This window comes from Virgibacillus dakarensis, assembly GCF_900155625.1.
In the GTDB taxonomy this organism is placed as follows: domain Bacteria; phylum Bacillota; class Bacilli; order Bacillales; family Amphibacillaceae; genus Lentibacillus_C; species Lentibacillus_C populi.
Genome location: NZ_LT732553.1, coordinates 21886 through 46788, shown reverse-complemented (window position 1 = coordinate 46788; position 24903 = coordinate 21886). Strand labels below are relative to the sequence as shown.

Below are 24903 nucleotides of genomic sequence, written 5' to 3'. Positions count from 1 at the left end.
TGGTCTTGACAATTACTACAGTTAAGGGTAGATACTTTTGTCGACCACCCCTTTTACGGACTATTGCATACCACCAATGTTCAATGTCACACGTTCTTCAATTCTTTAGCAGCTTGTGCGTCATCAAAACAAAGCGCAAACGGTTTTCCAGGAATGAACTTGCCATCGCCTTTTTCACCAATAAATTCACCTTCATCAACTACAAGCTTCCCGCGCAGGAATACTTTATCCACTTTTCCTTCCTGTTTATACCCTTCAAACGTACTATAGTCAACACCATGCAAACTGTTTTCATTAGAAATAACGGACGATCCATTCGGGTCATACAAAACGATATCCGCATCCATACCAACGCCAATATGCCCCTTGCAATGGTCTAACCCCATGTTCTTGGCTGGCGTGGTTGCAAATAGGTCAACAAACCGCTGTCTGGAGATCTTTCCGGTGTTGACACCGTATGTCCAAAGAATGCCTAAGCGGTTTTCTACGCCAGGTGCACCATTTGGGATGTTGGTAAAATCATCGATTCCCATATGTTTTTGTGATTCCCAGTCAAACCCGCAATGATCGGTGCTAATGGCGTTTAGCCAGCCATTGTCAACCGCCTCCCATAAGGCCTCTTGGTCGGCTTTGGTACGTAAAGCCGGTGACATCACATATTTAGCCCCTTCGAAGTTTGGTTTAGCTAAGTCATCTTCCTCAAGCATCAGATATTGGACACAAGTTTCACCATAAACCGGCAGTCCCTCGTTTTTGGCAGACCGGATGGCTTCCATAACACTTTTAGCTGTGACATGAACAATGTAAACGGGGGCTTCTACCATAGCCGCCAGATTGATCACGCGCTGGGTTGCTTCGAGTTCCACCCTTGCTGGTCTTGAAACTGCATGGTAATATGGATCCGTCTTACCTTCAGCGACAAGTTTCTTTTGCAGCAGGTCGATCACATCAGCATTCTCACAATGGACCATAACGGTAACTCCAGCTTCCTTCGCCGCTTTTAATGCTTTGTAAAGGGCCTCATCATCACTATGAAACGGCATCCCTTTATAGGCCATAAACAATTTAACGGTGGAAATACCCCTGTTAGGCAAATCGGCAATTTCCTCGAATGTCTTATCTACTGGATCACATACAACAGCATGGTACGAATAATCTGCCATGGCCTGGGGAGCAACTTCATTTTTGTCCATTTCAAAAATCGTATCCGCCATTCCTTTGCCCTGTTCCTGATTGACAAATTCTACAACTGTTGTGGTTCCACCAGCAACAGCAGCATTCGAGGTTTCAAACCCTCTTACTCGCTCCCCTTTAAATTCAAAGGAATAATGGACATGTTGATCAACCCCACCTGGAAGGACGTATTTCCCCTTAGCATCGATAATCTCGTCAGCAGTTGCGTCTAACTGTGCCCCGACCGCAATTATTTTTTCTCCCTCAACTAATACATCTCCAACAAATTCATCGATAGCGGTTACAATCGTTCCGTTTTTAATTAATGTACGCATGATATCCTCCTCCGAAAATTTGTGAGTGCTTAACAAATGGTTGATTTTTCCCCTTTGTCTTTACAGCTAAATGTTTTACTTCATGAAGTAACGGTTTAACTTGTTATTCGTATTAATTAAGCAGGAAATACCGATTAGGATGATGGCAAAAACCACTAAGATTATATAACCAGTCACTTAGGTATTCAATATACTCACCCTCTATTATCTAATAATATGTATTAAAATTAAGTTAATGAACTTCAATTATTTAAAATAAGTTTTAATCTTAAACCCAAAACAAATTTAAATCGGTTCTTGAAGTATCAGTATGAATATGGTGGGGGTTACACTTTTTAACTTCTGGATTATTAGCTTCACACAATTTTATTATATTTTTTCATGACTTCAATCAAATGTTCATGATCAATCGCATGTACGTGCTTTCCATATGGTTTTAATGTAGACATAGTTTCTGCTGCAACCATTGCATTAACAACAGATTCTTCTACTGCTTGGCAAACCGCCTCATAAATAGGATCAAATGCTTCATCATTTATAAATTCCATATTCATTTTTTTCTTTGATACCTGTGGAATTTCTTTTTCATTCGCTACTGAGAAAGCCAGAAAAATATCCCCTGAATTATTCCCGCCCGGTGTACCGTTTCTTCCAATTCCTATTGCTGCACGTTTTGCTACCCTTTTTAATTGGTTAGGGAGCATAGGAATATCGGTACCTATTATTACTATTATCGAACCTTGTTCCTCAGTTAATAATTGATTCGCAATCAAGTGCTTACCAACCGGTACACCTAGAACAGTCAGCCAATCCCTAATGCCATGATTAGCCTGTACTAGAGCTCCAATATGGTATATTTCTCCATCGATGTCTACAACACGCGAAGAGGTGCCAGTACCTCCTTTAAATTCATAGCAAATCATACCCGTTCCTCCACCGACATTCCCTTCAGAAACCGGTCCGGACTTTGCTGATTGTATTGCACTTAATACATGCTTTACAGTAACATGCTGCCCATTAATATCATTAAGTACCCCGTCATATGTTTCAGCAACAACAGGCATTGCCCAAAGATGCTCTTCATGAAACTGCTTTTTATAATTTTGAATCATCCACTTGGTTATTGCATGATGGGAAATCCCAACAGAATGCGTGTTAGTCAGACAAATTGGGCTCATAAAATAACCAGCATCATTTATCCAATGCGTTCCAGTCATCTCTCCATTACCGTTTAGATTGTAATGTCCAGCCCAAATTGGCTGCATTCGATCTTTTATTCCTCGCGGTAAAATGGCTGTAACACCAGTTCGAACAGGGCCTTCTCCCACCTTTAAAACACCTTCGCCTTCCATTATTGTAGTAAACCCAACTTCTACCCCTGGTACATCAGTAATTGCGTTATATATTCCGGTTTCACCTGGAAAAGGCAGTCCTAAATCACGAGCTCTATAAATTTTTGTCATTTAATGACCTCCATTTAATATAATTATAAAATTCGCACTATTCATTTTAATCTTTAAACTTGTATTGTGGTGGCTTTTGAGTAAAACCTTTTGTTAGCATTAGAAGATATACTATGCCGATAGATGCCCAAATCCCCCCTGCGATAAGAGCTTCCTTGCTTAGGTTTACCCAAATCCAAAAGGTCAGACCTGCACCAATTTGTGGTATAATCAGGTAGGAAATCGTTCCCTTTAGATTCCGTTGTTTATTTTTGATATAAAAATGGAAAACCACGGATAAGTTGACGAATGTGAATGCAAAAAGCGCTCCAAAATTCACTAATGAAAATCCCAGGTCTGAATCTATAAAAAATGCACCAAGACAAATGATCGCTACGATTATAATATTAAAAACAGGAGTTTTATATTTGGAATGCAGGTGCCCAAAAACTTTGGCAGGAAGTACTGCATCCCTGCCCATAGCATATAATAAACGAGCGCCACTGGATTGGGCAGCCAATATCCCACCTACATTACCAGTTATAAGTGTTGCAATAAATAACGACGTTAAAAACGTACTGCCAAAAGCTGAAATTATCTCTGCACCAGCTGCATCTACATCATTATATGCGGTAAAATCAGGAAAAACTGAAGTCATCGTATATGTTATGAGAAGGAAGAAAATACCACCTAATACAGCAACAAGAAATATTGCTCTTGGAACTGTTTTTTTAGGATTTTTCGTTTCTTCAGTGAAAGTTGTCACTGCATCAAATCCTAAAAAACTTGTAGCAACAATGGAGGCCCCTTGAAAAACGGGAGAGAATGTAAGACTTGAATTATAAAATGGTTTAAGTGAAAAGCCAACGCCCATTTGATGTGTTAAAACTTGGTAAACTGATAAACATATAAACACAATAATGAATACTACTTGAAGCAGGATGAAAAGCGTATTAAAATTAGCACTAATCTTAATACCCCTTATACTGATAATTGTAACGGGGATAATAAATAATCCTATCCAAATACCAAATGGAACAGCTGGTATTACAGAATACATAAAAACACTTGTGACATAGACATTAAGCATTGGAAGAAATAAATAATCCATCATGACTGTCCAACCCACAAGAAATCCCAAATGAGAACTAATTGACTGCTGTGTATATGTATAAGCTGAACCCGAGGAAGGATAAACTTTCACCATTCTCCCGTAACTATAGGCTGTAAACGCTATCATAATTAATGCTACAACATATGCCGCTGGAACTCTCCCTTCCGTTATAACTGATACCACACCAAATGGTAAAAGCTGCTGTTGGGATCATATAAGCTAAACCCATAATTACTAATGGAAATAATGTTAATGAACGACTTAGGCTTGTCGAATTACTCTGATTTAAATTATCTCTTTGGACTAAACCCACTAAAAATTACCTCCCTTAGCAATATTATTTAATAATGAAAAGAGGCTTTTTCATTATGAGTACATGTTAATGTTTAAAAGCTCAGTCAACAATAAACAAAATGTAACATATGTACAGCGTGTCAATAGACATTATGAATAATTATTACAGGAGCAGCAAAACAAAAAATCGGCAGTGTATTATTCATCGCCATTTTTAAATTCAATTTATTGTTATTGCATGTCTTTCATCAAAACTAGCAGAAATATGGTGATGGCCTAATTCTACACAATTAGGACAGAAGGAATGTCTAGACCGCTAAGGGAAGGTTTAAGCGTTGACAATGAAAAGATACAGCAGCTAATCCGCGAGCATCTTGATTTTCTGAATTGCCAAAGAAAGGGGAAATAGGGGTGCTTTCAAAAACAAGTCAACTGCAGAACCTAAAAAATTCCGCAATTGTGGGCATCACCCTCGCCACCAGAGCATCCATTGACGGCGGACTTAATCATAATATTGCCTTCACCCTTAGTGATTTGTTCATTCAGAAACTGGAGGAATTGAATGAACATATAGCAGTCACTCAATTAATCGAGAAGGCACTTTTGGATTTCACCGAGCGCGTTCAAATAACAAAGAACATGAAGAATTCCAAACCGATTAACATGTGCCTGAATTATGTATATGCCCATCTGTACGAACATATTACGCTATCCGGCCTTGCTAAATTGGTCAATATGAATCCAAACTATCTATCTAATCTTTTTAAAAAAGAAGTGGGGATTACCTTAACAAGATTTATTCAACAAGCTAAAGTAGAGGAAGCAAAAAACTTAATCACGTTTACATCTCATTCCTTAACAGAAATATCCACCCTCTTGAACTTTCATGATCAGAGTTATTTTACAAAGATCTTTAAAAAGTTTACAGGTGTGACCCCAAAGCAATATAAAAACGGACCCATTAATTAATCTGTGGATTCGCAGGTTATTAAGCTTCGCCTAGGAATTTAAAGTACGCATAATGAGTAACTTATTCCCATTTTCAAAGGAACACCATTCAACTCCCCCTTATTTCTATTGGACTGGCGGTGGAAGAATACTTTTTACAGTTTTGTTGTCATTTATATTTGCGACAAGTTGTGGAAAACCTTCTTTAATACGGTGAACAGAATTCTTTGTATTCCATTAAATCTTGGGGGTGGAATCGCTAAAGAACTTTAGTGTAAAATTTCAATGAATTCTCCAATACAAAAAGGTGCCTCCCCTCATCAGGGTCAGCACCTTCATTCACTCTTTATGAAAATAAATCCTTAAAACGAGCCCAGATTCCTTTTTCTTCCTTTTTTGGTTCTTTCGTTGTCTCCGGTTCTTCGTATTTAATGCTCTCCGTTTTCAAGATAAATTGCACCGAATTAACATTTTTGTTTTTAGCTGAAACAAAGGATACGGCTTCGAAATCGGATTTATCATATTCGTCCATCATTTGATCGATTTCCTCTGTCATTTCTTCAGGTATATCTTTTGTGGATTGATGCAATTTCGTTGTGCCATCGTGAAGTTCACCAACACCATTTTCCAATTCTCCAGTGCCTTCAGACAGTTCTCCAATTCCATTGTGCAAGTCCTGATAAGAACTGGCTAATTGGCCCACTCCCTCCGTATAATCTACTAAACCAGCGTGAAATGTTTTATAATTAGCAGACAAACTGGCTATTCCTTCCTGCAATTGAGCAAAGCCTTCCATGCTATCCATGTTTTCCAGAGAAGATGAAAGCCCGTTCGCCATGGTATCTAAATTATTAGCCATTTCAGTGAGTCCATCAATTGTTTTCCCTAATGTTGTATCTACTGCAGCAAAACCTTGTTTCACCTTAGAGTAGGTTTCTTTGGCAGTTTGGGCAGCAGTGTAGGTTTCCAGGAGTTTCTTAACAACTTTTTGATTTGCATTGCTTTTTTTCAATGCTTCTATTTCTTTAGTCGTAACATCTGCAGGAATAGCTGTTATTGCTGCATCCAGTGCACCGTAAGCTTTCTTATAATTCTGTTGTAGGGTTGCTAAACCATCTGCAGTTATGTGTAAACCACCAGAAATTCCAGTAAGTCCTTTGCCTAACTCATCAATCCCGCTTAGATCCATCCCTTCCGCATTACCAAGGGATTTACTCAATGCAGCAAGAGCCTTTTCAATGTTTTTGGAACCATCCACCAGTTCAGAGGAAGCTCCGTCAAGTTCGGAAATCCCGTTTTTGTACTGCTCGGAACCGTCGTTTAAATCCGCGACACCATTATTTAATTCAGAAACTCCACTATTCAGTTCTCCCACACCATCGTTTATTTCAGCAATGGCTTCTTTCAGGGATTTCATGTCACCTGTCATATCATCGACATCTGGCGCATCCACAGACATCGTTGAGGGAGCACCTGAGATGTTGATGCCGTCTAACTCAAATTCATCTACATCCGCTTCCACAACCAGCTCTTCTTCCTTTTCAGGCATCACGGTAAACGTCACTTGTTTATTCTTTCCGGCATTGGCGACCATTCCATCTTCCGCCTTGATGTTGCTGGCGATTTCCGAGTTGAGCGTAAGGGAGATTTGCAATAAATAGTTTTCAAAAAACGTCGGATTAACCTTCTCATTGGCTGACGTCTTTATCCGAATTTCCACATGACCCTCTTTTCCAGCCAGATCTTCTGGAGGAATCTCCTTTCCGTCTAAAAAGTACGAAACCGCAATATCCCATGGTAAGGCGGTGTCATTCATATTCCCCTGATAATAAAACTTCCCTTCAGGTGCTGTAACCTGTACCGTATTGTCAGTTTGTTTCATTTCTGATAAGTCGGTTAAGTTCTTTATGCTCGAATAGGTGCCGTAATCAGCAACCTTTCCTGCTTTTGTAACGTCAAGCGTATTCACAACATAAATTTCTTGCCTGTCGCCAGTGGCACCAAGTGTTGCATATACCACTTCATCTTTTGACGAAACTTCTCCATCTTTCTTGGCTGTAGCTTCCTTCGTCTCGCTGTCATTTGCAGAAGCAGTTACAAGAAATGACGGCAAAATAAGGATAACAGTTGCTAAGACAAGTAATATTTTTTTCCTCATCATCATTTCTCCTTATAATAATTTGCTTTCCATGTTGTTTTTTCTATAAGCTTATCGAACACCAATAGCATAGCTGGCAGGAATAACACAACCATAATAAAGGCAAGTAATGCTCCACGTCCCAGCAATAATCCTATGGACGAAACGACCGGGTTGGACGAAGTCATCCACAGAATAAACCCGACACTGGATAAAATGGAAGCAGAAATGGCAATCGAGAAAATTTTCTCATCGATGGTGTTCTTAATTGCTTTAAGTGCTGGCATTTCTTTTCGTTTCTCTTTATAATCCTCCGTCAGCAAAATACCATAATCAACCGTCGCAGCAAGCTGTACCGTACTGACGATAAGGTATCCTACAAAGACCAGAGAAGAATTGGTAAAGTAAGGAACCGATAAATTAATCCAAACAGCCGACTGAATCGTCAGCAGAAGAATTACAGGAAAAGAAATAGATTTAAACGTAACCAATAAAACAATGGCAATCGTGATAACGGTTAGTAAATTAACAACCGTATTATCCTTTTGAACCACATTTTTCATGTCATACAGTGTCACACTTTCTCCCAGTGAATAGAAATCATCTCCATAATAACTTTCAGCTGAATGTTGGACATCTTCAATTAAGCCAAATGCCGTATCTCCCTCGGTATCCGTATTTGTTTGAAGGATGATTCGACTGTAATTTTCTGAATAAAACTGTTCCCTCGCAGATTCATCTAAATATTCAGGAGGAATTGCTGCACTGACTGTGTTGACATATGATAGAACACTTTTCACATGTTCCAAGTTCTCTAAGTCTTTCACTAATTCTTCTTCTTTCGCAATCTCCCCTTTTGGAACAAGCAAAACCATAGAGGTATTCTTCCCAAATTCATCTTCAATTTTTACTACATCACTGCCGGCACGAGTTGATTCTGGTTGTTCACCGATCCCATAAATGAAATTAGTTTGACCCTGCGCTAAAAATGCCGGTACAAGGAGAAGAAATACGAAGATCAAACTAGGTATTTTTAGTTTCATAACGCCATTTCCAATACTTTTAAAGCTTGGGAGTAATGGCTTGTGCTGGGTTTTATCAATCCATTTATAAAACATAAGTGTCAACGCTGGCAGGAAGACCATGACACTAATAAAGCTTAATAGAATTCCTTTTACAAGGTTGAGTCCTAAATCTGAACCAATCTCAAAATTCATAAATGTTAATGCGATAAAACCAAAGAAAGTAGTTGACGCACTTGCTGCAATCGCAGGAAATGATCGCTTCACTGCAAGCTGCATTGCCTCCTTAGGATCAGCTACCTTTTGTCGATAATCTGAAAAACTATGAAGCAGAAATATAGCATAATCGAGTGAAACCGCAAGCTGCAGAATCGGTGCCACCGATTGTGTGACAAAGGATATTTCACCAAGAAATATATTCGTTCCTAAATTTATCAATACTGAAACACCGATAGCCGTTAGGAAAAATACTGGTTCAATCCAGGAACTGGTGGATAGAACCAAAATGATTATAATAATCGGTATCAATAATGCCGCGGCATAGATGGTTTCGGTCAAAGCCATCTTTTGTTGAGTCGCTGTATTTAGCGCCTCTCCTGCCATGGCATTTTCTTCTCCAATAAGGTCATAAATGGCATCCGTAACCTTCACTTCATCTCCTTCACGGATACTGAAGGAAAATAACGCATTATTATCCTTATAATAAGATTCTACAGTATCCTGATCAGCCATTTCGATTGGGGTTTTTATATCAATCGTATCGTCTAACCAGGTAACATCCGATACTCCATCGATTGACGCAAGTTGATCTTTGTAATTAAGTGCTTCCTGTATGGTAACATCATGAATCATAACTCGCGTATTCGGAACAGAACCATCAAATTCCTGATCCATGACTTCCATTGCTTTCGTAGATTGTGCATCTTCTGGCAAGTAATCTACCATATTGTAGTTAACCGAGACGGAAAACTGAGCAATGGTACTGATTACGGCAATGATTAAAAAAGTAATGACAATGGGCTTTTTATGCTTAATAATTCGTGCTGCAATGCCTATAACAATTCACCCTTTCTTGCATATTTAAAAGCGGAGGCGCCCGTTTAGCGACTAGAGGACTCTCGCCCGTGCAACACGGGCGGATCGGTGTGACGCTTAGGAGCGGCGGTTTTAACCGAACATTCCTTCGCAGGAGATAAAGGAAACATGCTGCTTCATTGAGATATGCCGACGTTGGACGCAAAGTCCGCCCTTAGTCGGCCTTCCTTAACCCGAATCGATGTTGATTTATCATACGGAGGCGGGTGTTATCCACTAGTCGCTGGGCGCTGTAGCTAGACATATCAAAAGTTTCACTATATCATTGTATAAAACACAGTGTTGTTTTTGCAACAGACAGTTTTAGAAAATACGTCCATTTCTCAACACAATGTTTTATTGTGTTGGAAAACGTGAATAATTTAGGAGGGATTCCTATTACTTCTAATAAATTGGACAGACGAAAAAAATATACACGTATGGTTTTAAAGGACAGTATTATGAAATTATTGAAGGAAAAGCAAATTTCTGCAATTACTGTCAAAGAAATATGTGAACTTGCCGATATCAACCGCTCCACTTTCTATGCACATTTTTGCGACCAGTTTGACCTCCTTGAGCAAATAGAAGAAGAACTGATCGAGGATATGGGTATGTACCTGAGCACGTACAATGTTAAGAAGGAAGATGATGCCTTACAGATGACGGAAAAATTGATTGAATACTTTGCTTCCAAGCAGGATGAATGCCAAACGCTCCTCAATGAAAATAGTGATTCCTCCTTCCAAAAGAAAGTTATGGTTGTCACTCATCGTTTCATCATGAAAAACTGGATGGAGGTTGTTAACCATCCCAATAAGGATATTTCTGAGTATTTAAGTTCATTTATCGTAAGTGGTGGGATACAAATGTTGAAGGTATGGTTGAACAACGGGATGGATAAATCACCAAAGGAAATGGCTGAAATAATAATTAACTTAGTTAATACGGGAATTCGTGGATTGAGGTGATACGGTTTACAGTAATACGAAAATGTTGCCAGTCTCCTAGTTCTCTATCTCTTAAGTAGATTTGGAAAAGGACTGGCCCCTATTCTAATAGGATACCGTTGAAGCATGCTACACTTTCTCACTTTATTGATTTTTTATCTGGTACAGCGTTTATTATACTTTTCTGTGGCTTTGAAATAAAGTTTGATAATTTATAATAAAGATTGATCATTTGGAATAAAGTCCGATAATTTATAAAAAATTTGATACAATTACATTGATAAGACGGATTGTGACAATTCCACAATACGATCGGGCCATATTGTGGAACAAGTTTGTTTTCAAAATAGCAATCGAGGAGAAACACTTGGCTGGTTTAGATGTTAGTCTTAAGGCGAAGTACTTTTTGGGGATTGGGCATAAAAACCTAATTACCGAAGATCAATAATACCATATGGAAGGTGAGATGTATGGCTAAGCTGATCTACTCAATGCTCACGTCGCTGGACGGTTACACGGAGGACAAGCATGGCGACTTTGGCTGGGGTGTTCCCGAAGACGAGGAGGTGCACTCTTACGTTAACGAACTCGTATCGTCGGTCGGTATCTATCTCTACGGGCGAAGGATGTACGAGACGATGGCCTATTGGGAGACGGCACACACGATCCCTGACCAACCAGAGTTCGTACTAGACTGGGCGCGCCAGTGGCAGGCTGCCGAGAAAATTGTTTACTCAAGGACCCTCGCCGAGCCGCGTAGCGCACGGACGAGGATCAAGCGGGACTTCGATCCCGATGCGGTTCGGCGGCTCAAGTCCGACGTCGAGTACGACATCACTGTTGATGGTCCTGAACTCGCCGCTCAGGCGGTAAAGGCCGGTCTTGTTGACGAGTTCCAGATGATTATGTGCCCCGTGATGGTCGGGGGCGGTAAGCGGTTCTTCCCGGACGGTGTGAGGCAGGAACTGGATCTGGTTGAGGATCGCCGGTTTGGCAATGGCGTAGTCGTTCTACGGTAGGCTGCCCGTGGCTGATCCGCACGAGATGATTTGGAAGTATGAAATTGTACGTGTCCCACCGTATATATTTCCATGTACATGTTGAGTGACAATAAAGTTGTTTAATTTACAATAATGTTGTTTAATTTACAATAATGTTGTTTAAAAACTTCAATCCTTTTCATTAAATGTCCATATTTCCGGATAAGAAAATTATTAACTGTTGGATTATTAAAAAGAAAAAGTGAGGTTCGTATTTGAAGACTCCTAGCCAAGAAGCCCAGGATTTGTCCATTAAATCATTGGAATCGACTTTTAATAAACTTTCAAATGCCTATAAAAACATGACAGAAAAAGGTTCAAATACAACCCTTGTCAAAAAGAGACGAAACGCCGTAAAAATTGGTTTAGAAAGCCTTAAAGGTACTTGGGGTGGTGAAGATTTTCCCTATGACGAATAAATCATATTGACTTCTAAAGAAGTTTTACAAGGTGTCATTCCATCTATCGAAAAACAGATAGCAAAAGCAAAAGAAGGAAGTTCTCAAAAAACATTAAATGAGCGTCGCTTAACTGCACTTAAACTGGCAATTGAATCATTGGAGAACCGTCTTAAGTAATTCTGTTTCGTGATCTTTAGATATTCCGGAAAAGGGATTGTTGAAGATCATAGATAGAAAATGATCAAACTTTTTTATAAAAACTTCACACCCATTCACAAGAAAAGAATCCGTTTTGATCAATCTTTTTTTCAAAACGGGTTCTTTCTATTTGCCCAAAAATGTGACTTTGGGAGATGCTTTTGATCAAACTTTATTTCAAAGCTACATTTTCCCTCTTTCACAAAGACTAGGCTCATTTCTGCCTACCTTCACAACCTTTTTATTGCCACTATGGTTCAATTTGGATACTGGCAACGGCCCTTAATGGTGGCTGCAAATCGAGATAGGGGAGGTGACTAACCTCCGTCCCTCTTACACCACTGTACGTACGGTTCCCTATACGGTAATTCCAGATTATGTGCGATGCAAAATTTCATATCTTGCGGTTATGCTCTTCAGCCCTAGGTTTGCCCAAAAGGAAAATATTCCAAAGGTTCTGTGCAATGAACGTAATCATTTTTCTTATAATAATTAATTGCATCATCGCTTGGCCACACAATAATAAATTCATATTTATGTTCTTTAGCCCACACATTTATTGTTGTAAGCAGCTTACTCCCAATACCCTTATTTCTAAATTCTTTAATAGTATATACGTTCGTCATGTAAGCAAATGGATGTGTTATTCTACCAGGACGAGGTACTTTTTGTATTAATTCTATGTAGATATGGGATACAATTTTTTCATTTTCTTCCGCGACCCAAATAAACCATTGTCCACTATTAAGTGCATTCTCTAAAAAGGATTGGCATTCCTTTTCAAATTCATTGAATGATTCGCTTTTTTTACTTTCATCATATTCAATTGTAAAATCCCATCTCATTCTGATTAATTGCTTGATGTCTTTTGCTTCCGCAAGTCTTATATGCATCTATAATTTCCCCTCCTTAAATCACAATAGCTCCTTCGTCAGTGAGATAATTTTTAAGATTTGTTAATGACAGTTCCCCTGAATAAAAATTCTTTAAATCATCTTCAATTAAAGTCTTTCTGAAACTCACACTTTGTTGGTATGTACGGAAATTTGAATTCATCCTTGCTCAAACTTTGATTTAGAAATATATTTTGGATATACACAAAATAAATCAATGAATAAGTAGCTTCTGTTCTCATTAGCGATGTTTCCATTTCATAACTTACCTGTTTAAATTAATAAAATTCAATCATTTGAATGGTCATCAATGAACCAAGAATCAACATAAACACTGAGCAATCTGAACAATTCTCTGAATAACTGAATCAACTTCCCCACTGTCTTTAATCACAAATAAATGGTCTGCTTCACCCTCTACTGGATCTACCACATCTTCTTTTAGTGAATCTGCCTGTTGCCGTGTAAGCACTTCCTCAAAATTAGAGGCACTTCTAAATATATTCGTACTACGTTGACTTTGAGTGACTCGAGTTTGAAGAAAATGATCCGGAATATTAAATTGGACAAGAATACGAATAAACTCATTTTTATGAAACAACTGATCAAGCAGATACAGTCGACCTGTTCGAGTTCGATTTGAGTTACAAATAATAAGGTGAAAATTAGTCTGTTCAATAGCATAATCGACAATCAGCTTCGAGATGGCGTGCTTGAGCGTATTAGGTCCTTGCTTTGGCTGTAAGGTATTGTAATAAGTGTTTAAAAATTCAGCATGGTTATCCTGGTCCACCACAAGAGAGTTGTCCAGCTCTTTTTCCAAAGCCCTAGCAAAAGTAGTTTTACCGCTATGTGTTTTACCAACCGTAATAATCACTAGCCTTTTCACGACTGCAACTCCTTTCTATAGGAGGACTTATTTCTATATCAATCACATATTTCCTACCTCGCTTTAACGATAATATAATTAATAAAAGGCTCTTTTTTTCTTGGTGTACGTTGGTCTATCGAACTTATATTTATCAGCAAGTTCTTTCTTTAACGAAGCTTATAAACACTCGATAAATCTCATCTAATACGATACTTGCCCTTTATCACTATAATGATGAAACGCATAGTTATTAGATATAAAGTCAAATATTTCTTGTCTGTATGGCATTTCTTCAGCAAAAGAATTATTTATGGGTGTCCTTCCTCTTAGTGATAATACCAATGCTTTTCTTACAAAAGTCTTCTCCACCTCTTCTGCTCACGTTACTTAAAAAAGAAAAACATTAGGAATGAGGTAACATTTTTCTTAATATCCTAATTTGCCCGCGATGGTTTATCTCATCTTCAAATGTATGAAACCAAATAAAATAATTATTGGACAAATTGTTTCCCCATAACACTTCTTCATATAACCATTCATCACTTCTTTTTTTAAACTCCTCAAGTGTTCTACTCCGTACCTTTTCTAATTTTTCAATATAAAACTCAAGCGGGTTGCCTTTAATCTGATTTCTGCCTAAATCACCAAGTTGATAGGCAGCTCCCCATTCTTCGCTTTCATGCTTATTTGGCTTTCTTTTATCAAATAGTTCAACTTGAAAGCCAAATTCAACTGCAGCCATATGTAATAATAGTGCACCAATTGAATTACTGTCTCTATAAGGTAAATAATCCAATTGTTCAATTGTTAACCCTTTAATCGCATTTAATGTAGTTAATCTTGCATAATTCATCATAGAAACCAACTGTCCTATTTCCGGAGAATAGTCAGGAATTTCTTCGATTTTAAATTTCCTATATTTGATTTTTTCTCTAATCTGCTTTAAATGATGCGCATCGTGTTCCAAAAATATTTCTACGAATTTTTCTGGTGAAAAGTTATAAGGCTCATTTTCAATTTCAAATGTTAAACCCTTACTAATCTCTGTTAATTCTTTAACTAACATTTTGCGGGTCTTAACAAAATCATCAATTATTTCTTCCACATTTTCATACCTGCTTAAATAAGATACTGCCTGCTCATTGTGTAAATCATGATTTGGAAAAGCAGGCAACTTTACACCCTCAGCCAATAAAGGTACCATTGTTTCCAAATTGAATTTATCCCAATACAATAAATGACCAACTATCTCTCGGATGGACCACTTTCCTTCTGAAATCGGTTCTACAAGAACTGCTTCAGGGTATTTTTTCAACTCTAAAAATTCACCAATTGTATCGCCAAACTGTTTCAAAGCACTCATTTTTTAGGACCTCCAAAAATTAAAGTTGTGCCGCTTTTTTACCAACATGCTTCAGTTTGTAATATAAGATCTATAATCCTATTGAATTAATAATTCCATAATATACTAGATCTTCATATCGATTTTCTTTCCTTACGTGGTCAATTAATATCCCTTCTTGTTTCATGCCTAATTTTTGCAAAACCCTTCCCGAAGCTGGATTTGAATGAAAATAGCGAGCAAAGATTTTATGGTATTGCTTTACATCAAATGCAAATTTTAATATAGCCTGCGCTGCCTCTGTAGCATGCCCATTTCCCCAAAATTCTTCACCAACCCAATAGGCTATTTCTCCATGATTAAACTTCTGGTTGTTGGATAACGCTATAGCTCCATATAATTCTCCTGTTTCCTTATCTGTTATAGCAAATTCATATAATTTATTGGCATTAAAATTATCACGATGATGTTCCATCCACGACAAAGCATCCTCTATACAGTATGGATAAGGTAGGTGCAATGTACTTTTATAAATATTATAATTATTACAGAGCTTCGTAACAGTTACTGCATCCGATTTTTGAAACAGTCTCAGTACTAGCCTTTTAGTGGTAATTGTTTTACTTGGACTGTCATATACCATAAGAAATCCTCCCTGCATTGTACTAATATCGAGTTTTAATTGCCTTAATTAAACTAATTTGACTATCCCATTTCTATACTCCGGCAGAAAAAGGGGGTAACCTTTATAAGCTATCGTACCGGTTAGTTAAGAAAAAATTACTCTTCTTCTGCGTATAATCTTCTGGCTCTTCATGCTAAAGTTAATCACGTAATATTCAAATAATTAAATTTCATATTAACACATAAACAGGCAATGATTTCGCTTGTTAGACAATCGTATCTGTTACTTGAAAACTTATGGAGCCACAAGCTCTACTTTTATTCTGTCAGGGTCTTCAAAATAAACGGCATAATGGTCATCTCCACCGGCAAATGGATGAGCGTTTTGATAAAGAATATCGATTTCTTTATTCTTTAATTTTATTGTTAGTTCGTCCACATGTTGACGTGAACTTGCATGAAATGCTAGATGATTGAGTCCTACTCGGCATCTATGGTATGGAATGTCTAGAAACCTTTCCTCTACTTGTACAAAAACGAGGTAAGTACTCCCCAGTTTCCAACTCCGTCCACTTTCCCAGTTTTGAAAAGGGATATATCCTAATTCTTCAAGTAACCACCCCCAAAATTCTATTGATCTTGCTAAATCAGAGACGTATATTTCAATATGATGAAGTAATCCTTTTGACAAGAAGCAGCCCTCCTATTGAACTGATAACTGCGCTACCAGTTGAAACACGGAGTTAATTACTTCAGTAAAACAACGGGTAGCACAATAAGAATGTAAAATGCAACGGTGATATCCTAGTTGAAGTAACTTACCGGTTAGCTTAACATCAAATTACAAGGTAAAAGATTTATATACTTCACCAATAATTCCCTTCAACTGATGAACACCTAAATCTGTATTTGTCATGATGACTAATCCGGTCTCCAGATAAGGGAAGGCAACTATCATACACTGAAAGCCCTTTCCCCAGCCAAGTGAAGAAACTTCAAAATCCTTTCCTAAACTGTCTAAAAATAGGCCTAGCCCTGTCCATTCTTTACAGCCTTGTGAGCTTATCATTTCCATTACTGTACTTGCAGTAAGTCCGATCTTACTTTTACCTTTTAAAGAATTAAATAATTCCATAACCAAAATGGATAAATCAAATGTCGTTGTCCATAGTCCAGATGCCGCTGGATAAGGATATATAGTATATTTTCCATCAACTAATTCTCCTTTTTTATTATGGCCACAAGAGAAGTTTTCCCTTTTTTCATTTGAAACGTTTATTGGGAATGAACTGTTAACCATTTTCAATGGTTGAAAGATCAGTTCGTTTATAATCTCCCTAAAAGGTCGCTCAGTCACATCTTCTATTAGCTGCTGTATGATACAAAAGCCCGCATCTGAGTATTGAAAGTCGCTTCCTGGTTCATATCTCACTTCAATAGGCACTTTGCAATACGATGTCTTTCCTTCTAACAGCTCGACCGTTGAGGGGATACCGTCATTCGATCTAAGTTCTGTAAAACTGTCAACTGGGTCGATAATTCCTGATTGATGGCAAAGTAAATTACGTAATGTAACTTTATTGTTTCCAGTAAATTTATTATCAGGAACTTTCCATGACTTAAGCCTTTTGTTTATATCCTCGTTTAAGTCAAGAAGACCTTGCTCCGTTAATTTCATCACCAACATCCCTGTTACGAACTTACTAACGGAACAGGCATTAAAAATGGAGTCACTATTTACACTTTTAGTTGTTTCCGCTTCTAATAAACCATATTGATCTACCAAACTAATTTGGCCATTTTCAATTAATGTCATGCTTAATCCAGTTACATTATAATGTTCCATACGCTCTTTAATATTTATATTATTAAGTCCCATATTACACCCCCGTTTATTAACATGATTATACCATAAACAGAGAATGTATGTTCCTTGTTATTTCTTAAACCCATTATTCAATGGTTACGCTCTTTTTGTTTTTCTCCACGCTAATTTACTCAACATATAGTTATATTTGGTTACCTAAAGAAACGTTTCATCTTTCCAGTTAAGCCTTCCACTACCTTACTTGGAAGTGTAAATATCCTCCTAAACCTACTCATTTATTTGATAAATCAATGTATCAAATAATGTATCATCGATATAAAGCAGTATTGCCCACTCCCCAGATTCTGGTATCTTTACACTGGACGGTGTATGGGCATCGGCTCATTATTTGGTCCTGCAAGTCCCATCGTCCAACTATCTTTTAATATCTGATGGACTTTCTCTGTTTCTTTATAAAAACCAACAATTGTTAATTTTTTGTTTCCTGGGTTTTTAATTCCCCAAAGGTGCCACATCCATTTTTGAACGTTTAAACTTGGCATATCTGCACCAATGACACCTGATTTGTTCTCATTTCCAATAATGCCTCTTTCTCCAAACTCGACTGCTTTCTTTTCCCAATCAATTTGTTTAAAATCACTTTCTTGAACAAATTCAGGAATGTCATCAGGTAAAACGATTTCTTTTTCACCTGTTGCATCTGATGTACAAGCTACCATAACAAATAACGCGCACAATAAAACAAATATCATTGGAATTCGCTTCATAGAATACCCCCATTTTCGTCTGTTTGCGGTGTCCATTTCTCAATAAAGGGTTTTATATCGGTTTGAAGAGAATCTGACAGTTACCTTACCTTTTCAAGTGACTTATATTGTTCGAAATCGATTAACCTGATTTCTTTTCCCATCAGCATGCTCATCCACATCTGTTCCGTATTGACGATATGAAAGAGGGTACCTAAAATATCCCCATGGCCGCCAACGCGTTTACGTGTCAGTTCTTCCTCAGGTACGTCCTTGCACCGATTAAACCAATCATTTCTAACTTACCCAATTGTACTGAAACATTTTGCACATCTTTGTACTCTCCTTTTTTGGAAATTAATTACTAAAGTTTGCTAATTTCTCCCCGCCCTGATGCTAATTTAATTTGATTCATCTATTATTACTTTAGTTAAAAACCTAAGCCATGTAGACTTTATATTTATTTCGATCTGGAGCTGTTTAATTCCTTCTAAAGGTATATTTTAAGAGGATGTTCAAAAAGTCACCAAATGATAAGCTGCGAATCTCTTCGTTGGCTTGCTTTCCGCTCCTCATGTACCTTTTTGTGTACATTCCGGTGCTCAAAGCTACGCCGCCTCGACCTTCTTGCTTCTCATTCGGCGACTTTTTGAACACGCACTTTAAATTATTTTTTCACTGCATTTTGTTGCAATGGGTCATTTTTTATTGGTTTAATAGATTTAATTAAGTTCGTTATAAGTAGGGACTGGCTTTTACTTAAAAACAAAGAGATAGCTACATCATATTCATAATACCTTAAAGATGCATTTTTAACCCTTCGTGTGATGCTTTAAAACCTAAACGTTCATAAAAACGTAAAGCATCTTCTCGCTTTTTATCTGTGGTAAGTTGGATCAAGTGACAACCACGTTCTTTTGCCCGTTGAATTGCCCATCGTATAAGGGCGCATCCTATTCCTTTACCTCGCTCGGAAGATGACGTTCTTACTCCTTCAATAGTAGCTCTCCAGCCACCTTGATGTGTAATATATGGTGTAAATGTAATTTGTTGAACTCCTATAACTTTATTATCGTAACAGGCTACAACCAACTCATTGTTAGGATCAGAAGTTATAGCCTGAAATGCATTTACATAGCTTTCCGGAAGAGGTTTTTTGTAACACTCTCTTTTACTCCCTAAAACGTCATCTGTAAGCATTTCGACAATTCTCTCCAAATCCTGTTCCGTTGCGAATTTAATAATAATTTCTTTTTTCAATAAAACTCTCCTCCATTTCCCTATATTAATACTAACTAATAAATGGAATTATTTATAATACATAATTGCAATCATAAGAGATAAAAAATTCTTATACTTCAATCGGGTTTCTCTGATTATTTAAATATACACTGACAATCTTTAATATCTATATTATTTGAATATTGCATGATGGGGCAGGTAAAATATAACTAACAACTATATAAAAGAAACGGAGTGATGATTTTGGAAAATGAATTGATAGATTTAAGCCACGTGATTGAAGATGGCCTTATTACATATAAAGGTCTTCCTGGTCCTATTATCTGTAATTATTTAACGAGGGAAACGTCACGAAAAAATTATGAAGAAGGAACGGAATTTCAGATTGGAAAAATAGAAATGGTATCAAATACGGGAACTTATGTAGATGTGCCATTTCACCGCTATGCTGATGGCAAAGACTTATCTCAAACAGGAATTGATAGCTTGGGAGGAATAGAAGGACTATTCATTTCCATTGATCAATCTATTAAAGAAAAAGATAAAACATTCTTTTACGAAAAAAATATAAGAGGAAAAGCCGTATTGATTCATACAGGCTGGGACAGGCATTGGAACACAGATGATTATTTTGAAAATCATCCTTATTTAACCGCAGATGCGGCAAACTACCTGGCTGATAACGGTGTCGCCATTGTTGGCATAGATTCATATAACATCGATGACACTTCAGGGAGATCCAGACCTGTTCACACCATTTTATTGGGAAAAGAAATCCCTATTGTTGAACATTTATGTAATCTGGAACAATTGATGGGCAGAACCTTTGAATTTTATGCTGTCCCTCCTAAATTTAAAGGAGTTGGAACCTTTCCTGTTAGGGCCTTTGCCAAAACGATAAAATAACGTCAAAATACTTTTTCATATGTATGTTATGCATAAGCCATTGAATAATTAATTTCTATGGCTTGATTTGCTATTATTTCTGATGTTAATGTTTCTCACCCCCTTAATAGTCACTTTAGTTTGATACGAGTATCTTGGAAGCATTTATGAATCTATTCACAAATGCTTCCAAGATTATAGAGTATTGACTGAATATTCCGGACATCGGAATTGGCTGTTTTACTTTTCTTTTCATCAATTAGTTTGAATAACTTCTGAACCCCGCGTTTTTTCCCAGAAAACCTGTCTAATATCCAATGTATCAAAAGTTTCTGCTTGTCACGTGACTTCATTTAACAGCCATTCCAAATGATCAAGGTTTTGTTCATTCGCTTCTTTTACAAACGGTTTGGCTTCTTCGTATTCTTTCTCTGTATCAAATATCATGCGCCAAATGATCTCCGTTTTATTTTTGATTTTTTTAAAGGTGATTTCCAGTAAAAATTTATGATCTGGCTCAAGATGACGAAGGACTATTCGCTCATTATAGTTAATCTCTATAAATTCGCTTTTATTTTCATAGTCAACACCATTAGGCCCATGCATAACATAACGCCAAATACCGCCTAGGCGCATGTCAAATTCATGAATCGTATTTGAAAAACCTTTGGGGCCCCACCATTTCTTAAGTAAACCTGGGTCACTAAAAGCTTTAAAAACATTCTCAGCAGGAGCATTAAACATACGGGAGTTCACTACCTCACGTCCAGAATGGGAATCATATTTGTTTTGCTGAAACGAACCATTTAGAGACATTACAAAACTCTTTTCCCTGCTTTTTGTGTAATTTATTTTTGTTTCATGTTACACCATGTTTAACCAGCACCATCCCCGTACCGTGTTCACGGATTTCAAGGTTGTCATAACAATCAATCAATGCGCCCTGCCCTGCTACATATATCATTTTTTATTTTCATTTAGGAAAGACAGCAAAATTTTCGATAGTCGATCACAAATCAACATCGTGATCTTCTTTCGGCATGCTGTATTTTCATTACCCCTTGTATACTTTCTGTAACTCCGCAAGATCAAGTTTCTTCATTTTAAGAGTTGCCTTATTAACACGATCAATTTGTTGCGGTGTGCTACTCGTCATCATCTCGTCCATTTCTTTTGGCACAACCTGCCAAGACACGCCAAACTTATCTTTCAGCCAGCCGCATTGCTCAGATTCAGGAACAGCAGACAGCTTATCCCAGTAGTCATCGATCTCTGCTTGTGTGTCGCAATATATCATAAATGAAATTGCCTCATTAAAACTGAATTTATGATCTCTCGCACTGTCCATTACGGCAAACCACTGATTCTCAAGCATGTAATCGGAAAACATGATTGTTCCTTCCTTGTCAGGTTCCATTTCTTGAGGGTAGCGAGCAATAAGGCCCTGCTTTGAATTCTTAAATACGGATAAATAAAAATTAATCGCCTCTTCCGCTTTCCCACATGTATCACCAACAAACATGAGCGAAGGCACGATCGCAGGCCGCACTTCACCTTCTGGATCGGTAAGGATTAACTGCCACGACAAACCATACTTATCTTGAATCCAGCCATACTTCTCACTAAATGGATACTTATCAAGTGGCATTAACACGGTTCCACCTTCGGACAATTTGTTCCAAACCTCCTCTAGTTTTTCACTCGCGTCTTTTTCTCGTGATGGGTCAAAATTAACCATGAAAGACACCGATGGATTGAATGTGAAATAAGGACCTGCATTGATGGCCATGAACTTCTGTCCCCACAACTCAAAAGAGACTAAATCGGCGTCGCCTGATGGTGTGTCGTGGAGTGTCGTTTTATTCGTAATTCTTGAATCTGGAAAAATAGAAGCATAAAACTCTGCCGCTTCATTCGCTTCCTTGTCATACCATAAATGTGGAACGATGATTTGATTTGTATTTGTCATAGTTATTCCTCCTTGTATATTATGTTTGAACCTAATTTTAATAGATTTTTTAGGAACAAACTTGAACCTTGAAAATTAAATAATTGTTTATCGCTTATTGATTAAATGTTGGAGGGCGTAGCTTCGTAATGAGCGTGTGCTTGCGGAGCAAGCTTAACGCGAATTAGAAGGAAGCAAGCGCAAGTGCGGTAGCCCTCAAACAAAAGTGTTTACGATGCTGAGCTGTCTTTGGGAAAATAGCCATAGGTAGTGTCCTATCAAGGGAATGTTCCGATTCCCCCTGTTGCCCCAAAACTTGGGTGTCTTCCGAATTAAGAGTGTTCCCCTGGTCCTATGATATAGACCTACACGTTGACTGTTTCCCGGCTGGTTGACCCTCCTGCAAAGCAGAGGGAGGCACATGCACTGTCAACCCCCGGTGTATTCCAATAGCTCGCAAGGCTGTCGTTCATAGGTTTCCCAGGGACATCTCAGCATCGTAGGCGCTACAACCCTGAAACAAAGGAGGTGATCATGATGACTTCACCCTTGTTCGTCGGAATTGATATAAGCAGTAAGAACAACGTTGTCTGTTGCTTAACCCGGGACGAAACGAAACGATCGCTCAGCAGGTTTACCATTGCCAATAATCGTCCCGGTATCAGAGAGTTTCAAGACCGTATCACCAAGCTTGTAAAAAAGCATGGATTTGAAGAAATTCTGTTTGGTCTAGAGCACACCGGAAGCTATTCGACTCACGTTGCCATGTACCTGCACCGTCATCTGGATTTCGGCGTTCCAGAAAAAAATGTTTATGCGTTTAATCCCAGTCTGATCAAGGAATTCAAGAAATCCAACTATCTGGACGCTCCCAAAAATGATCGGGCAGATGCTTGGTTCATTGCCGCCAAGCTTCGTGCCGGAAACCTCCCGCATCCTTTCACATGGAGCGAGCCGCAAATGGCTTTACAACGGCTGACACGTACCCGTTACCATTTGATGCAAGATTTAACACGGGAAAGCAATTTCCTCATGACCAACTTGTATTTGAAGTTCAGTGATTATGCAATCACGGGACCCTTTAAGCGAAACAAGTTGGGAGCCACATCTCTGGCTGTTATGGAGGAATTCGAGTCTGTTGAAGACTTGGTTGGCATGCCATTGGACGAGCTGATTGAATTCCTTGTCCTGCACGGCAAAAATCGATTTGATGACCCGGAAGCAGTTGCCCGTTCGCTGAAAAAGGCAGCGCGCGCTTCCTACCGGTTGCCAGAATCCATGGCAGACTCTGTTAACTTGGCCATGGCTTCCAGCATTCGCGTCATCCGGGCGGTACAGGAACAACTGAAAGTACTGAAAAAGGCGATTGCAGATCATTTGGCAACCATTCCCCATACCCTGGACACCGTTCCCGGGATTGGACCTGTATTCGCATCCGGTATCTTGGCAGAAGTGAATATACCGGAGTTTCAAAACCAGCAACAGTTGGCTAAATTTGGCGGGTTGGCATGGAACCAGAGCCAATCCGGTGATTTTACTGCCAAACGAACGAGGCTGATTCGTTCCGGTAACCGCTATCTCAAATATTACCTCGTGGAGGCGGCAAACAGCGTCCGGGTGCATGACCCTGTTTATGCCCAGTATTATGCGAAAAAGCTAGCGGAGCCGAAAGAATTTGCCGAGAAACGTGCCCTTGCGCTTACAGCTCGTAAACTTGTGCGGTTGATCTTTTATCTGCTGAAGAACAACCAAATCTACCACCAGGAAGGAGGGATCCGACAAGAAAATAGTTGAATTTATTAAGTCGGACGAATCCACCTATTAATTGGTTTTAATGGATTTTTTTGTAATACAATTAGGGTGGGCCTAGTTTAGTATTGCCTTTTTTAGCTACACCACCTTCAAAGCAGCTAGGTTTTTAGAATTTTACTCTTGACATAATACCGCTGCTCTTGTGTTAAAATAAGTGTCTATTTTAAGCTTATCACATCATTTATTTTTGATTTCTTCTCGATTGCGGTTTTTTGGAAACTCACAACTTACAAACCGCCCATGCTATTCCATCTTTGGAAAGGGGAGTATCCTAACAAACATCCTCAATCTCTTACATAAAGAGTATTCTGTTTTGAAAGATTAAGCATACTCGGTGTCATTTGTTCTGATCCTTTCGTAGTAAACTCAATGATTTCGTTTACCAGCTTTCGATAAAGGAACCCGAATAACGTCCGAATTGCCCGTAACCTTGTATTAATAGTTCCGTTTCTTACTCTGCAAACTTTATCAACGTAACTGTCTATGTCCAGTCGCACGACCAGGTTATAAAATTCGTTTTATCTTGTGACACTAGCCAACGCCTAAACTTTCCGAGTTCTGCGCGGTAATACTTGATCGTATCC

General features: G+C 38.3%; 19 protein-coding genes and 4 pseudogenes. 6 read left to right on the top strand and 17 right to left on the bottom strand.

Annotated elements, in window-relative coordinates:
- Positions 1–86: 86 nt before the first annotated feature.
- The 3 genes from hydA to CZ382_RS00390 all read right to left on the bottom strand — a co-directional run bounded on the left by hydA (position 87) and on the right by CZ382_RS00390 (position 4190).
- On the bottom strand, positions 87–1508 hold the full coding sequence (gene hydA, locus CZ382_RS00400; RefSeq protein ID WP_088049293.1) for a dihydropyrimidinase: 1422 nt from the start codon (positions 1506–1508) through the stop codon (positions 87–89).
- Between the two features lie 356 nt (positions 1509–1864).
- On the bottom strand, positions 1865–2971 hold the full coding sequence (locus CZ382_RS00395; RefSeq protein ID WP_088049292.1) for a DmpA family aminopeptidase: 1107 nt from the start codon (positions 2969–2971) through the stop codon (positions 1865–1867).
- Between the two features lie 46 nt (positions 2972–3017).
- Positions 3018–4190 (bottom strand): APC family permease, encoded by a 1173-nt coding sequence (locus CZ382_RS00390; RefSeq protein ID WP_235000359.1) that lies wholly within the window; start codon positions 4188–4190, stop codon positions 3018–3020.
- A 552-nt stretch (positions 4191–4742) separates the two neighbouring features.
- Here CZ382_RS00390 and CZ382_RS00385 point away from each other — a divergent pair.
- Positions 4743–5327: pseudogene (locus CZ382_RS00385) on the top strand (helix-turn-helix domain-containing protein); the annotation flags it as partial.
- 325 nt (positions 5328–5652) lie between these two features.
- Here the strand turns inward: CZ382_RS00385 and CZ382_RS00380 are convergent.
- Complete coding sequence (locus CZ382_RS00380; RefSeq protein ID WP_327365001.1) at positions 5653–7464, bottom strand: YhgE/Pip domain-containing protein; 1812 nt, start codon at positions 7462–7464, stop codon at positions 5653–5655.
- Positions 7465–7466: 2 nt separating this feature from the next.
- Entirely contained in the window at positions 7467–9410 is a 1944-nt protein-coding gene (locus CZ382_RS00375; protein WP_230856229.1) for an efflux RND transporter permease subunit, read from the bottom strand.
- Between the two features lie 569 nt (positions 9411–9979).
- Here CZ382_RS00375 and CZ382_RS00370 point away from each other — a divergent pair.
- The 3 genes and pseudogenes from CZ382_RS00370 (at position 9980) to CZ382_RS00360 (ending at position 12107) form a co-directional block, all read left to right on the top strand.
- The gene (locus CZ382_RS00370; protein ID WP_088050923.1) at positions 9980–10510 is read left to right on the top strand and encodes a TetR/AcrR family transcriptional regulator; all 531 of its coding nucleotides are present in this window, start codon (positions 9980–9982) and stop codon (positions 10508–10510) included.
- Between the two features lie 449 nt (positions 10511–10959).
- Complete coding sequence (locus CZ382_RS00365; RefSeq protein ID WP_088049288.1) at positions 10960–11508, top strand: dihydrofolate reductase family protein; 549 nt, start codon at positions 10960–10962, stop codon at positions 11506–11508.
- A 236-nt stretch (positions 11509–11744) separates the two neighbouring features.
- Positions 11745–12107 (top strand): annotated as a pseudogene (locus tag CZ382_RS00360) (hypothetical protein).
- A 443-nt stretch (positions 12108–12550) separates the two neighbouring features.
- On the opposite strand, the gene CZ382_RS00355 reads toward CZ382_RS00360, so the two are convergent.
- The 10 genes and pseudogenes from CZ382_RS00355 to CZ382_RS00310 form a co-directional block, all read right to left on the bottom strand.
- Entirely contained in the window at positions 12551–13021 is a 471-nt protein-coding gene (locus CZ382_RS00355; RefSeq protein ID WP_088049287.1) for a GNAT family N-acetyltransferase, read from the bottom strand.
- Between the two features lie 322 nt (positions 13022–13343).
- Positions 13344–13910, bottom strand: a complete 567-nt coding sequence (locus CZ382_RS00350) for an AAA family ATPase (protein ID WP_088049286.1) — start codon at positions 13908–13910, stop codon at positions 13344–13346.
- 385 nt (positions 13911–14295) lie between these two features.
- Positions 14296–14748 (bottom strand): DinB family protein, encoded by a 453-nt coding sequence (locus tag CZ382_RS00345; protein ID WP_088050922.1) that lies wholly within the window; start codon positions 14746–14748, stop codon positions 14296–14298.
- A 90-nt stretch (positions 14749–14838) separates the two neighbouring features.
- Positions 14839–15255 (bottom strand): annotated as a pseudogene (locus tag CZ382_RS00340) (DinB family protein); the annotation flags it as partial.
- Between the two features lie 70 nt (positions 15256–15325).
- Complete coding sequence (locus CZ382_RS00335) at positions 15326–15877, bottom strand: GNAT family N-acetyltransferase (RefSeq protein WP_088049285.1); 552 nt, start codon at positions 15875–15877, stop codon at positions 15326–15328.
- A gap of 276 nt (positions 15878–16153) precedes the next feature.
- Complete coding sequence (locus CZ382_RS00330) at positions 16154–16549, bottom strand: VOC family protein (RefSeq protein WP_088049284.1); 396 nt, start codon at positions 16547–16549, stop codon at positions 16154–16156.
- A 150-nt stretch (positions 16550–16699) separates the two neighbouring features.
- Complete coding sequence (locus CZ382_RS00325; protein WP_088049283.1) at positions 16700–17737, bottom strand: serine hydrolase domain-containing protein; 1038 nt, start codon at positions 17735–17737, stop codon at positions 16700–16702.
- Positions 17738–18039: 302 nt separating this feature from the next.
- Positions 18040–18438 (bottom strand): hypothetical protein, encoded by a 399-nt coding sequence (locus CZ382_RS00320; RefSeq protein WP_235000358.1) that lies wholly within the window; start codon positions 18436–18438, stop codon positions 18040–18042.
- Positions 18439–18533: 95 nt separating this feature from the next.
- Positions 18534–18719, bottom strand: a pseudogene (locus CZ382_RS24705) (DinB family protein); the annotation flags it as partial.
- 511 nt (positions 18720–19230) lie between these two features.
- Entirely contained in the window at positions 19231–19632 is a 402-nt protein-coding gene (locus CZ382_RS00310; RefSeq protein WP_088050921.1) for a GNAT family N-acetyltransferase, read from the bottom strand.
- Positions 19633–19911: 279 nt separating this feature from the next.
- On the opposite strand from CZ382_RS00310, the gene CZ382_RS00305 reads away from it, so the two are divergent.
- A complete protein-coding gene (locus CZ382_RS00305) occupies positions 19912–20580 on the top strand; it encodes a cyclase family protein (protein WP_088049281.1) in 669 nt (222 codons plus the stop codon).
- A 318-nt stretch (positions 20581–20898) separates the two neighbouring features.
- On the opposite strand, the gene CZ382_RS00295 is transcribed toward CZ382_RS00305, so the two are convergent.
- Both CZ382_RS00295 and CZ382_RS00290 read right to left on the bottom strand, forming a co-directional pair.
- Entirely contained in the window at positions 20899–21303 is a 405-nt protein-coding gene (locus tag CZ382_RS00295) for an SRPBCC family protein (RefSeq protein ID WP_230856232.1), read from the bottom strand.
- 310 nt (positions 21304–21613) lie between these two features.
- Positions 21614–22528, bottom strand: a complete 915-nt coding sequence (locus tag CZ382_RS00290; RefSeq protein ID WP_088049278.1) for a VOC family protein — start codon at positions 22526–22528, stop codon at positions 21614–21616.
- Between the two features lie 513 nt (positions 22529–23041).
- Here CZ382_RS00290 and CZ382_RS00285 point away from each other — a divergent pair.
- Entirely contained in the window at positions 23042–24301 is a 1260-nt protein-coding gene (locus CZ382_RS00285) for an IS110 family RNA-guided transposase (RefSeq protein WP_235000355.1), read from the top strand.
- Positions 24302–24903: the final 602 nt, after the last annotated feature.